This is a genomic window from Desulfobacter sp. (genome assembly GCA_028768525.1).
Lineage (GTDB): Bacteria > Desulfobacterota > Desulfobacteria > Desulfobacterales > Desulfobacteraceae > Desulfobacter.
Genome location: CP054837.1, coordinates 6030952 through 6044721 on the forward strand (window position 1 = coordinate 6030952; position 13770 = coordinate 6044721).

Consider the following 13770-nt stretch of genomic DNA (forward strand, 5'->3'; position numbering starts at 1 on the left):
TGCACCTGGGGCCGGTTATTGGGATCCATATGAGGATTGTTCAACCGGTGGGGTGAATTGGTTGGTGATTATTCAGGAGGTTGAACCGGCAGGCAGAGGGTAACGGTTGTACCTTCCCCTTCGGTGGAGGTAATTCGGATATCGCCGCCGCAGCTCAGAAAAACGCTTTTGGCGTAGGACAGTCCCAACCCTTTTCCTTCTTTGGACCACCCTGAAAAATAGGGGGTGAAAATCTTGGGCAGGGTCGATTCTGACATGCCGATTCCGATATCGCTGACAGTGATCAAAATTTGCAGATCATCACAACAGGTTGAAATGGAAATTATGCCGTGGGTGGGCACCGCCGTGAGTGCGTTCCGGGCCACGGCGTTAAGCGCCTTTTCCACATTTCGGGCCGGCAGGTCCACCAGCGGAATATCCTGGAGGTCAAACTGGATATCTATTTTTTTATCTTTGAAAGAGGTCAGGCCGGATAGGGATTTGAGCATTTTGTTGAGGTCCGTTGGTTTAGGGGGCTCCTCATTGATGGTCACAAACATTTTTACATCGTTAATGGCCTGGGATATCTGCCGGATGCCGTCGAGGGAATCTTCAATGATCTTCGGGTATTTTTCAAGGATGGCCTCAAAATCCATTTCCTTTTTAAAGGAGGAAATGTCAACCAGACTTGTCCGGGCCGCTTTCTCAAGTTCCTGTTTCGTGCCCTGGTGAAGGGAGATAATGGCTTCCAGGGTATTATACTTTTCCAGAAGAAACGTCATCTGCTGGCGGTAGAGGTTCATCTTTTTCAAATTACCGTCAATCATGGTATTGGAGTCATCCAGGGTCTTTAAGGAAACGGCGGATAGATCAGATACAATGGCCGCCTTCTGGGTGATGAACAATTGCTTTTCAGTGGCCTCAAGGGAAGACAATGCCTCCTTCAGGCGCTGGGTTTTGCTTTCGATCATCCGTTCCAGACTGCGGTTGTATTTGGTGAGGTTGGATTCGGCAACGATCCGTCTGGCGACCTCTTCGTTCAAGCGGATATTTTTGGCCTGGATCTCCTTGTTTTTTTCCTCCAACTCGACCAGGTGGCTGTAGGAGCGCAATGCTGTTGTTATGGTCGTGAACAGTTTCTGGGTGGTGAGTTCTGTTTTTTCCTTATAGTCATTGATATCGTAATTGAGGATAATCTCTTTTTCAGGGGCCTTGCCCGGCTGGCCCGTTCTGAGTACGATTCTGATTTTTGAGTTGTTTATCTCCTCTCTGATAAACCGGGCCACTTCCAGGCCGGCATCCTTGGTCTCCATGACCACATCAAGGAGGCAGCAGGCAATGGTGTCATCGGTTTCCAGAATCTCTTTGGCCTCTTTTCCGGAATAGGCGGAGATGAATTCAAGGCCGTGGCCCATGTAACGGTAATCGTCCAAAACGAGCTTGGTCATGACGTGGATTTCATTTTCATCATCCACTATCAGCAGTTTGAAATTTTTCTGGGGATCGGGCAGGGTTTCTTCCGTGCCGGCTTCATCAGCAAATAATAAGGTGTCGTCTTTTAATGCGTCATGCTGCTGGTTTTCCATACCGTCTCCGAAAAGGCGAATTGTTGTGTGTTCACATGCCGCCGTTCGCGGCCCTGGGAAGCAGAATGATCTATGGTATTCGATCTATATCCGGTTGTCAATTCCCTAATTTCGTGAATTTCCTTAATGTGGAAAGATTCACCCTGTCCATGGGCCTGCCGTCTTTTTCTTTCGGGGTTTCAATCAGTTTGGGGATATCGGCCAGGGCCGGATGGGTCATGAGGGCGGCAAAGCCTTTCAATCCGATTTTGCCCATGCCGATATGGGTGTGGCGGTCACGGCAACTGCCCAGATCGGGTATGGAATCGTTGGCATGGATGAGAAAAAGACGGTCCAGGCCGACAACAGCGTCAAATTCCGCCAGGGTGTGGTCAAGGCTTTGAGCCGTTCTGATATCATATCCTGCGGCAAAAATATGGCTGGTATCCAGGCAGATCCCCATGGTTTTCCTGTCGGCACCGGTACCTGAAATCAATTCCCTGAGTTCCTGGAAGCGGCTGCCGATTGTAGTGCCGGTGCCGGCGGTGGTTTCGATGAGCAGTCGCGGGGAAGGACCTTTCACCTCTGCCAGGACCTGGACCAGGCTGTCAATGGCGGTTCCAAGCCCCTTTCCCATTCCACGGCCCAGGTGGGCGCCGGGGTGGAGCACCACCCCGTCCAGGCCGAGGCGGGCGGAACGGGCCATTTCGGCTGTTAGTGAACAGCGGGATTTTTCCAGTTTTTCGGGATCATTGGAAGCAATGTTGATCAGGTAGGTGCAATGGGAAAAAACATGGGTGACCCCGGTCTCTCTGCAGGCGGCCTTAAAGCGGTTGACCTGGTCTTCACTGAGTTCAGGTTCCTTCCAGGTTCTTGCATTTTTTGTGAAAATCTGGGCAACGGTGCAATCGAGGCGGCGGGCTTCATAGACTGCATTCTCCAGTCCGCCGGCCACCGAAAAATGGGCCCCCAGAAACGGGGGGGATGACGGGAGGTCTTCTGTCTGTGTCATACCACTCCGGTGAATTCAATATTGAGTTTCTGCTGTAGTTTTTCAACCAGTCTGAATACCTCTTTTAACATGAGTTGATCCAGCGAGGAAAGGTTTGATGGATTAATATAATTGTCCGGCTCAGCCTTTTCGTCCATGATGGTGGTGATCTGACGGCGGAATCGCAGGCCCGTCAGAAAGTTGTAGGACTGCAGGATATCTGCATATTCCCTGGCCGTGAGGGCATGGCGGGTGTAAAGTCTGAACAGGCGCACCAGGGTGTTGGTCTGGGTGATGCCGTTTTTCAATGCGTAAATTCGTGTAAAATCAATAATGGGGAGGATGGCCAGTTTTATATCAAGGGCATTCTTGTGCTGTCCTTTGGACTCGACAATAAATTTTCCGAACAATCCGACGGGCGGTTTGAAGAATACGGCATTTTCCGTCATATTTCTCAAAAATCCCGACCATTTGCCGATGGCGCTCAAAAGGTAGTCCTTGAGCTCATCCGCCATTGTTTTATGCCCCCATGTCCCCCTGAAATCGAAAAAAATGCTTGAATGGAGCAGGTCTTCCGGGGAAGCGGCCCGTATCCATTTTTTAAAATAGGATTTCCACACGGACATGGGCTGGCACCAGTCCGGATTCTGGGCCATATTGTTTCCTTCGCAATACCGGTAGCCGGCCCGGTTCAGTTTTCCGCAGATCAGTTGCGCCAGGGTGTCAAAGTATTGTTTGGCTTTAGCCGCTTTATCCGGATCCTCCAGGTCTTCGAAGATGATGGCATTGTCCTGGTCCGAAATCAGGGTCTGCTCTTCCCTGCCTTCAGATCCCATGGTCAAAAAGACAAATCTGCATGGGGGCGGGCCGGCACGGTCAATGGAAAACCTGATGATTTTATCAATGATGGCGTCTGAGAAGGCGGTGATCAGCCGGGTAATGTAATCGGTGGAGGCCCCGTTGGAAATGGGGTCCAAAAGCAGCCGTTCCAGGCGGCTGTGGACATTGTCCAGGGCGGCCATGTCCCTGGCGGATTTTACCGCCTTGATAAGGAGGAATGTGGACCGGGTCTGGGCGGCAATGAGGTCTTTTTCCGTGATGATTCCGGAAATGTCCCCTGATTTTCCGGTGACGGCCAGATGCCGTTTGTCCCGGTCAATCATGGTCAAAAAGGCTTCAAATACCTGGCAATCAGCAGATATGGTTTCCACGGGTGAGGAAATGATCCGGGAGACCGGTTCTGTGCAGGCAAGTCCCCGGGCCACTGCCCGCTTCTTGATGTCGGCATCGGTGACAATGCCATCAATATGCTGGGTTTCGGCTGTGGTTTTGGATTCTGCCCTGGGTTTGGATGCAGGCCTGACCAGGATGGCTGAGGCATTGTTGCGGCTCATTTTTTGTGCCGCCTCACCGATGGGGGTGTCACGGGTGCAGGTCAGGATATTGGGCCTGAAGATAGCGGAGACCGGCTGGTTGAAAAAAGGCAGGTTCAATTCCCTGTCCCTGTGCCGCCTGGCCAGGACACCGGCAATGGTTTTGTCGGCCATGCACCGCCCCAGTTCAAGGGCGAAATAATCCTGGAAGGTTTTATTCTGCCGGCAGAGGTCCAGAAAAATATCCGGTCCCAGTGCGATGACCCGGGTTTCTTCCAGGGCCGCCAGGCAGTGAATGGCCATATGGTTGTTGAAGAGAATGGACAATCCTCCAAAAACCCCGTGGACAGGGATTTTCCCACTGCGGCGGCGGATGTTGTCCCTGTCGTAATAAAATTCAAGGCACCCCTTTATAACGATGTAGATCTGTTTTACCCGGGAGATTTCCTGGGCATAAATGAGATGGCCTTGGGCAAAAGTTTCATAGTCCACCTCCCTGGCCAGCAGTTTTTCCTGGTCAGGCGTGAGGGCGGAAAGGGGGAGGCCGGGCATGGATGAGGCGTCAGGTGGCACCGGACACCTCGCTTTCCTCGCCGGAGGGTTTCAGGAGATCCACTGATATTTCATAAAAGTAGAGTTCATCCAATCCAAAAATTCTGGCGACGATAAAGCCGGGAAATACCCGGGTTCTCGTATTAAAGTATCTGGCTTCCTTATTGTAGCGGCGACCTGCCGCAAATACAGCCGCCTGGGCCGCCTTTATTTTCTTTTCCTGGTCCGTCCGGGCGTTCTGGCCAGAGGCCCCGACACTGCGAAAAAAGTCATCCACCCTTTGATTCATCCTGGACTGTACTTGGCCGAATTCCAGGAGCAGCTCCCGGTCAACGGGGATTGGTTTTTTTTCCAGATGGTCAATGACAGCGCCGGCCTGTTGCGAGGCGTCCACTAGGCTGGCCAGTTCCGGTCTGGCCGCACCGGGCAGTGCCGCCAGTTGCTTGACCTGGTCCAGTTGGAGCCGGCATTGTTCAATGACCAGCCCCTTGGCTGCCTCTATCCGGTTCTGGGATCTCAAAAAGCTGGAATAGCCGCCGAAAATTATCGAAATAATTACAATGCCGATTACCAGAGAACAAATGCCTGCAAATGCCACCCAGGGGTTTTTCATGGTCGGATCCTCCTGAAGTTCTGGATTATACTTATTCTGATTACCATTGACTAAGCTGTGTATCAATATTTTAATCGGGCGTAATAGGTTTTTTGGGATGCGTTCAGTGCATCTTTCAGGGTGAGTATGCCGTTGCTGTTCAAGATGGGTAAAAGTTTTAAAAATATCTCCGCTGTGGTGATGGCGTCCCCCAGGGCGGTGTGCCGGCCCAGGATACTCACCCCCAGCCGGCGGGCGATATTTTCCATGTCATGCTGCTGGTGCACCGGATGCAGGGCTGCGGAAAGCAGTAAGGTATCCAGCACGGGATTTTCAAACCGGACCTGGGTTGATGCCTCCTTGACCTTGAGCATTTTCATATCAAAGGCCAGGTTGTGCCCCAGCAGAACGGTATTTCCAACAAACTGCCTGAACCGGGGAAGCACCGTTTCTATGGTTTCTTTGCCCCTGACCATTTCGTAGTTGATCCCGTGGATTTTATAGGAATCAACGGGGATCTCCCGCTGGGGATCAATCAGTTCCTCAAAAGCATCCTGGTAGACGATACGGCAGTTCACTATCCTCACCCCTCCGATGGAGATGATTTCATCTCCGCTATCTGGGTTAAGCCCCGTGGTCTCCGTATCAAACACCGTATAGGTTGTTTTTTTCAGGGGGCTGTCCAGGAGGTTTTCCGGCATATCCTTGAGGCTGAAAAGATTGAAATCGTAAAATTCAGGCCTGGAATCGGAAATAACGGGAAGGTGCTGTTTACCGGATCCCCTTGGTGCCGTTCCGGCCCTGGCCGTCAGGAAAAGGCCGCTGCATGCGCGGGTTTCCCGGGGAAGGGGGGTAAGCCGTGCATTGTTAAATTTCAATACATATCCCAGGCTTGGCATGCCTTCCAGCCGGTTTACCAGCATTTTGTCAATGTCTTTCCGGCTGCAGAGGGAACCTTCCCATGAAATGTTAAATTCAATGGTGTTCGGGGCCTGTGAAACGTGGAGATCAAACTCATCCACCCCGGTACTCCTGTTCAGACGGCTGAAAATGAAAATCAGGGCCGTTGTCATGGAATAGGTATCTGCCAGTATTCTGGCCTGTTTGGGAGGATTGAACACATTCACCCGGATATCGTGCAGGGCGCCGGTTTTTTTTTGAATGCCGGACAAAAAAGTGGCCAGCGGAAGAGAGCTTAAAGGCAGGCTTGAAAATACCTTGCTCCGAATACGGGCGGCGGTTTTTTCAAATGCAGCGCCCAGGTGGCCGGGGATCAGGACATTGTGTTCATTGAGCATTTTTCCAAATTCCTTGAGATACCGGTCAATGGCCTGGTATTTTTCGATTCCCTTTGAGATATCCGTCACAGCCAGAATAAATCCGGTGATCCGTTTTTCATTATCCAGTACCGGTATGGCTTCGGCTGAAATCAGCGTGCCCGAGGCAACGGGGGAGATGAAAAAAGAGCCCACGGAAAGATCCGGGGAATTGATCTGTTCAATGATTTCATCCAGGGCGTGGGCCACCAGAGCCTTGTCCATGAGGTGAAAAATGGACCGCCCCAGCCCAAGAAACAACTCCTGGGATGCGGTCCTGTCACTGGGGCTGAAAATGGTTTTGGCCAGGGAGTTGAACAGAAGAATCCGTCCGTTTTTATTGCATACCACAATGCCCTGGGGAAGTTCTCCCATGATGGCCGCCAGCAGGTTGCGCTCCTTTTCGGTTTCCTTTCTGGCGGCCAGGATCTGTTCGGTGATGGTTTTGTTGAGATTTTCAAACATATCGGCAAAATCGTTGATGATGCCGGCCATGTTTCTAATGTCTGAAGAACCTTTGACACGGATCCTGTGGGAAGGGTTTGAGGCATATATCATGCCGGCTTCCGCAGACATTCGTTTCAGGGGAAGGATGTACCGGTTGTAAGTGATGTCGAACACCACCCACAGGGCGCCGGCCACAATGAATGCCAGCCCCAGCAGGGTATAGATATGGTTTTGAAATATGTTTAACAGGGCGGTTTTATCTTCAAGGGTGAGGTTCAGCCAGATATGGGCCAGCAATCCGGCAACACATAACAGGATGCCGGTGAGGCTGATGAGGACAAATTTCCAGAATCGGTTGGTCTGGGTCATAGGCGCGGCAATGGGTGCAGAAAAGATAAAGAAGAATTCCGGGACATGCCCGGAATCCTTCTTTGGTTAGATTATTTCAATAATGCTGATGATTATCCCCACCATCCCCAGCCGAATGAGGCCACGAACAGGACGCAGAAGATGAGGGTTGCAATGAGATATTTATCTTCCAATGCCATAATATCCTCTCCTTATCTAAAAGTTGAAATTAATCCTATGATACACCGTCCCTTTAGTCGGCTTCCTTGGTGACTTCAAGGGTTTCGGTGTCTGCCCGGCGGATCTGTTCTTCGGAGGTGGTGGACATTTCCGCTTTAAAACACAGGGCCCACATCATCACAATACCCAGGATCCACCAGATAATCTGCCATGCCCAGATGGGCGGAAATCCGCAGAAGGTGATGGCGGTGTTGCCGATGAGGACGCCGGGACCCAGTGCCAGCAGGTACCATAAGGGGACAATGATTTTCATCCTGGAGCGCCATTTTTTACCGTTTTCAGTGGGCGCATCCACGGAATCCAGCCATTCCCGTACCTCTTTCTGGCGGGCAATGGTTTCATCGCTGTCCTTAACCCCTAAACCGCGGCAGAGATAGGCCACGGCAAGGCCTGTGAAGATGCCCCAGCCTGCCGTATGGATGGACAGGGGATACTTCCAGATGTAATAGGTGACGAAACAGGCGGCGATGGCGGCCAGAAGCCCAAGCACAACACCAATAGAGGGATAGCGGAATCCCCAGTGGACCCCAAGCAGGCACAGGTACATGATGGTACCGAATGCCGTGGCAAACCCGCCGATCATAACGATGGCATCAGAGGAAGTCAGGGATACCACAACTGCGGCAACGGCCAGGATAGTGGCGAAGATCCGGTTGGTCCAGATCTGTTCGGAATGGGAACCGCCCTGTTTTCTGACATAGCGCCACCATACATCCCTCTGGATAATGGTGCCGCCGGTGCCGATATAAGGCGCGGCAGTGGAGTGGATGGCCGCGATGGCGCCCAAAAATACCAGGCCCAGAACCGGTCCGGGCAGGAATTTGGTCATCAGCATGGGAACGACGTCGCCGTCGACCTTGGGGGCCAGTTCCCCTGCCATCATCAGGATTCTTGCACCCATGCCCTGGAAGGCGGTGAAGAAGAATAATGCCAGGCCGACCACAAAGGTGGACATGAAAACCTGCTGCCAGGCCAGGGGTTTGGGAGATGCAATACCGAAGTTCCACAGGGTAAAGGCAGGCGAGGACTGAATGCCCATGAGGGCAAACATATAGGTCAGGATCATGACCGCTGTCCATCCGCCGGTGCCAAGGCCAAAGTGGATCAGGCCCGGTACCTGCATATATTTTGCTTCAACGCCGCCCAGGGACGCAACGAACCCGGACCATCCGCCGAAGAGCGGAGAGGTGATAGTGTAAAAGCCCAGCAGAATGATGCCGCCAACCAGCAGACAGAACTGGAGTACCCCCACCCAGGTGGACGCCTTCAGGCCGCCGGTAACAACGTAGAACCATACGATAAAGGCCATGAAGATCAGGCCTGCGGTCTGGGGAACCCCGGCTACCCAGTAAAAGAGCTTGGCCGCTGCAATGAGCTGGAGGCCGGAGTAGAAAATGGAATATAAAAAGGCGGCAATGACCGTCAGCCACCGCACCGCCTCGTTATTGTAATAGTAGGCGAACATGTCGCCCGGGGTGATGAACCCGTAGCGTTTGCCCAAAAGCCAGTTCCTTTTGGCAAAAAAGGCGCCGGTGATGGGGATGGTTAATACGTAAAAGGAGGCATAGGCATATACAAGCCCCGCCTTCCAGATCAGGCCCGGATGGCCGATAAACGTCCACCCGGAAAAGGATGCGGCAGTCGCCGCCATCAGGAACGCAATAAAAGGGATGGAGCGGCCGGCAATGGCGTAGCCGGATGCTTTCTTCTCAGTGAAAAAGCCTCTCAGGCCCCACCAAAAGCAGTAAATAATGTACAATCCTAAAAGGACGTATACCCACATTTTTGGATCCATACTCGTTTCCTCCTGTTTGACCTTTTTATTGAGTTTGATCGGATAAACATCTTGATTATCAGCGATAATCAGTCATACATACTGCACCACCCCCTTTCATTCGTTGATTTTTAACTATGGCCGTCATGCTTGTTTTCCATACCCGATCTTTCCTAGGGACTCTTCGATTTCATCCAGGATGGTATAGTCGTCAATGGTTGCAGGTACTTTATATTCCTTTTTATCTGCAATGGACCGCATGGTCCCTCTCAATATCTTGCCTGATCTTGTTTTGGGCAGCCGTTTGACCACGGTTGCCGTTTTAAAGGCTGCTACGGGGCCTATTTTTTCCCGGACAAGGGCCACAACCTCCTTGACCACTTCGTCATGGTCCCTGTCGCAGCCGGCATTAAGCACCATCATGCCCAGAGGAATCTGGCCTTTGAGCTGGTCTTCCACGCCCATGACGGCGCATTCGGCCACATCCGGGTGGCCTGCAATGGCCTCTTCCATGGCGCCGGTGGACAGCCGGTGGCCGGCCACATTGATAATATCGTCGGTGCGGGCCATGACAAAGATGTAGCCATCTTCGTCGATAAAGCCGGCATCGGAAGTTTCGTAGTATCCCGGGAATTTGGACAGGTAGGCGTCCTTGTACCGGGCGTCATTCTGCCATAGCGTGGGCAGGGTACCCGGCGGCAGGGGAAGCTTCACCACAATGGCGCCGATGTCCCCGGGGGCAACGGGTTTACACTCGTTGTCCAATACCGCCATGTTCCAACCAGGGGCGGCCTTGGTGGGAGAGCCGGGTTTCACCGGAAACTGTTCAATGCCCACGCAATTGGCGGCAATGGCCCATCCGGTTTCGGTCTGCCACCAATGGTCGATCACCGGCACCTTGAGGCTGTTTTCAGCCCATGACAGGGTATCGGGATCGGTGCGCTCGCCTGCCAGGAACAGGTATTTAAAGTTTGACAGGTCGAAATCCCCCATCATCACCGCACCGGGATCCTCCCGCTTGATGGCCCTGAAGGCCGTAGGCGCCGTAAACAGGGTTTTTACCTTATGCTCTGCGATGATCCGCCAGAACACCGACGCATCCGGGGTGCCGACGGGTTTCCCCTCAAAAACAATGGTGGTGCAGCCCTTGAGCAGCGGTCCGTAGACAATATAGGAATGGCCCACTACCCAGCCGATATCCGAGGCGGCCCAGTAGACATCCCCCTGGTCAACCCCGTAAATGGCACCCATGGTCCATTTCAATGCCACCATATGGCCGCCGTTGTCCCGGACCACGCCTTTGGGCTGGCCGGTGGTGCCGGATGTGTAAAGAATATACAGGGGATCGGTAGCGGCCACAGGGACGCAGTCATGGGGGGCAGCAGCCTCCAAGACCTCTTTCCAGTCGTAGTCCCGCCCCGGTATCATGCCCGCCTCGGCCATGGGCCGCTGGAAGATGATGCAGGATTCCGGTTTGGCGTCGGAAAGTTCAATGGCCTCGTCCAGCAGGGGTTTGTATTGAATTACTTTTTTAACCTCAATCCCGCAGGAGGCCGACACAATGACCTTGGGTTTGGCATCGTTGATCCGGGTGGCCAGCTCATTGGCCGCAAAGCCGCCGAAGACAACCGAATGGACAGCCCCGAGACGGGCGCAGGCCAGCATGGCAAAGACGGCTTCGGGGATCATGGGCATGTAGATAATCACCCGGTCCCCCTTGGCGACCCCTTTGGCAGCCAGGGCGCCGGCAAATCTGGAAACCTGGTCTTTGAGTTCGTTATAGGTATATTTTATAATTGTCTCGGTGACCGGACTGTCATAGATAATGGCAGTCTGGTCACCTCGGCCGTTGTCCACATGCAGGTCAACGGCATTGTAGCAGGTGTTGGTTTCTCCGCCGGAAAACCAGCGGTAAAAGGGCTGGTTGGAATCATCCAATACCTTGTCCCATTTTTTGTACCAGAAACAGTCTTCAGCAATCGGTCCCCAGAATCCATCAGGATCATTAATGGATTTGTCATAGATCTCTGCATAAGCGTTGGACATGAATCTCCTCCTAGAGCAAGTGTAGGTGAATTGGTTTCAGGCACCCCTTTTTCCGGCAGGGGTGCCTTTTATTGGAGGCCCAGGCGATTTCTCCCGGTCCCTTATTTTTGAACCATGTTCTTTATTTCTTCCACGACTTCCGGGTTGGCCAGGGTCATGACGTTGCCCACGTCACCCCGGTTGGAAATGGCCCCAAGCACCCGGCGCATGATTTTGCCGGACCGGGTCTTGGGCATATCCGGTACCAGCCAGACTTTTCTGGGTTTGGCAATTTTGCCAATCTGGTCACAGACAGCGTCCGAGATCTTCCGGGCAATTTCCTCTGATGCCTCTATGCCGGGTTTCAGTGCAATGTAAAGGTCGGGTTCTTTACCCTTGATGTCGTGGGCCACGGGAACAACGGCGGACTCTGCCACCTCTTCAACCACCAGGGCGGCGGATTCAATCTCTTTGGTGCCCAGGCGGTGCCCGGAGACATTGATTACGTCGTCGATCCGGCCAAGGATCCTGAAATAACCGTCATCGGCCTGCATGGCGGCATCACCGGTAAGGTAGGGCCAGTCCTTCCAGTCCTTGGAATTCGGATCTTTGCAATACCGGGCAAAATAGGTATCAACGAAGCGGTCCCGGTCTCCCCAGATGGTCTGGAACATCCCGGGCCAGGGATTCTGGATACAAATATTGCCTGCAATGCCGGATTCCGTGACCCCATTGCCGTCATCGTCATAGATGATGGGATGGATGCCCGGCACGCCCGGACCTGCACTTCCCGGTTTCATGGGTTTGATTCCGGGCACGGTGGAGCAGAGGAACCCGCCGGTTTCGGTCTGCCACCAGGTGTCGACAATGATGGCCTCGCCTTTACCCACGGCAGATTCGTACCATTTCCATACTTCAGGTTCGATGGGTTCGCCCACCGTGGTCATATGCTTGAAGTGGTAATTGTACTTGGAAGGTTCTTCAGGGCCTAGTTTTCTTAACGCCCGGATGGCAGTGGGCGCGGTGTGGAAGATGTTGACATCCAGATCCTGGGCGATACGCCAGGAGCGTCCGGCGTCCGGATAGGTGGGCACCCCTTCGTAGATAACGGAGGAGGCGCACAGGGCCAGCGGGCCGTAAACGATGAAAGAGTGGCCGGTGATCCAGCCGATGTCCGCCATGCACCAGTAAACGTCCTCGGGGTGGATATCCTGGATATATTTAGACATGGCGGTGACATAGGCAAGATAACCGCCGGTACCGTGCTGGCAGCCCTTGGGTTTGCCTGTGGTACCCGAGGTGTACATGAGGAAGAGCGGATCTTCCGACAGCATCTGTTCTGGTTCAATGCGGGCGCCATAGTGGTTTTTCAGGGCTTCGTTCACGAATACGTCCCTGCCGTCCACCATTGGCGTATCAGAGGAATATTTGCCGGGATACCGCTGCCATACGAGCACCGTATCAACCGTTTGATCCTGTTCTGCGGACAATTTTACTGCCTCGTCTGCATTCTGCTTGTGGTTGAGCAGTTTGCCGGACCGGTAGTAGGCATCCATGGTAATCAGTACCCTGGAGTTTGAATCCACGATCCGGTCGGCACAGGCCGATGCCGAGAATCCGCCGAAGACCACAGAGTGGATGACGCCCAGGCGGGCACAGGCCAGCATGGTAATGGGAAGCTCTGCGGACATGGGCATGTGAATGGTTACCCGGTCGCCCCGTTTGAGCTTGGCGTCGTTTTTGAGCAGTGAGGCAAATTCGTTCACCCTTACATAGAGTTCCTGGTAGGTGATATGGTCGACCCGCTCTTCTTCCAGTTCCGGGACAAAGTGGATGGCAGTTTTATTTTTATTGTCTTTCAGATGGCGGTCGATGCAGTTGTAAGAGGCATTGATTTTACCGCCTCTGAACCACTTGTAGCAGGGCGCGTCACTGGTATCCAGTACCTCGTCCCAGTATTTGTACCAGGTGAGAAGCTCAGCATATTCAGTAAAATAATCTGGGAAGTTGTCCAGACTGAACCGGTCAAAGACGTCGGGATCAGTCAGGTTGGCCTGGCCGATAAACTTGGACGACGGATAATAGTATTCCTCTTCTTTCCAATGAACTGCGATTTGGGCTTCCGTGGTTTCGACAACTTCTTTTTTACTCATCTGTCATCTCCTTTAGGTGAAAAATTAAGACTAAAGTTATGATTAATGAACTAAAATTATTGATAATTTTAATGAAAGCTGACGCTTGGCACCACCTCCCTTGTTATGTTAAGTTGCAGGGGGGGCATTCATCGCAAAGCGTTTAACCCACTGCAAAGTTAAAAAGGGATGTTCATTTAAACTTTATTCGTACGAGCCATTTGGTATGGCTAAGGCTTTTTGCTTAAACGTCAGGTCAGGCGGCGGTGGAGGTTCAGTCAAGGGCGCAGAAAATCGCGGTCATTTGCTGAATTCGATTTAATCTTAGCTTTACCAATATTAAGATTGGGCTGCGAAGTCAATAAAAAAAAACAGTTTTTTTACAAATTATTGTCATGGTTTTCCTTCCGGAGGCAGAGTCTGCGCCGGGACCGAC

Annotated in this window: 8 protein-coding genes; all 8 read right to left on the minus strand. The window is 52.6% G+C overall.

Features of this window, described 5'->3' with window-relative positions; translation table 11 throughout:
* Positions 1-68: 68 nt before the first annotated feature.
* The 8 genes from HUN04_26615 to acs all read right to left on the minus strand — a co-directional run bounded on the left by HUN04_26615 (position 69) and on the right by acs (position 13355).
* Positions 69-1565: a hypothetical protein gene (locus HUN04_26615; GenBank protein WDP93095.1), complete on the minus strand. Its 1497-nt coding sequence runs from the start codon at positions 1563-1565 to the stop codon at positions 69-71.
* A 97-nt stretch (positions 1566-1662) separates the two neighbouring features.
* Positions 1663-2556 carry a deoxyribonuclease IV gene (locus HUN04_26620; GenBank protein ID WDP93096.1) on the minus strand — a complete coding sequence of 298 codons (894 nt, stop codon included), beginning with the start codon at positions 2554-2556 and terminating at the stop codon, positions 1663-1665.
* On the minus strand, positions 2553-4460 hold the full coding sequence (locus HUN04_26625) for a CBS domain-containing protein (GenBank protein WDP93420.1): 1908 nt from the start codon (positions 4458-4460) through the stop codon (positions 2553-2555). Before HUN04_26625 ends, HUN04_26620 begins: the two co-directional genes overlap by 4 nt.
* A gap of 10 nt (positions 4461-4470) precedes the next feature.
* The gene (locus HUN04_26630; protein ID WDP93097.1) at positions 4471-5073 is read right to left on the minus strand and encodes a hypothetical protein; all 603 of its coding nucleotides are present in this window, start codon (positions 5071-5073) and stop codon (positions 4471-4473) included.
* A 62-nt stretch (positions 5074-5135) separates the two neighbouring features.
* Positions 5136-7184, minus strand: coding sequence for a hypothetical protein (locus tag HUN04_26635; GenBank protein ID WDP93098.1), 2049 nt, complete (start codon positions 7182-7184; stop codon positions 5136-5138).
* Between the two features lie 232 nt (positions 7185-7416).
* A complete protein-coding gene (locus tag HUN04_26640; GenBank protein ID WDP93099.1) occupies positions 7417-9198 on the minus strand; it encodes a sodium:solute symporter family protein in 1782 nt (593 codons plus the stop codon).
* A 123-nt stretch (positions 9199-9321) separates the two neighbouring features.
* On the minus strand, positions 9322-11223 hold the full coding sequence (locus HUN04_26645) for a propionyl-CoA synthetase (GenBank protein ID WDP93100.1): 1902 nt from the start codon (positions 11221-11223) through the stop codon (positions 9322-9324).
* A gap of 101 nt (positions 11224-11324) precedes the next feature.
* Positions 11325-13355, minus strand: a complete 2031-nt coding sequence (acs, locus tag HUN04_26650) for an acetate--CoA ligase (GenBank protein ID WDP93101.1) — start codon at positions 13353-13355, stop codon at positions 11325-11327.
* Positions 13356-13770 lie beyond the last annotated feature (415 nt).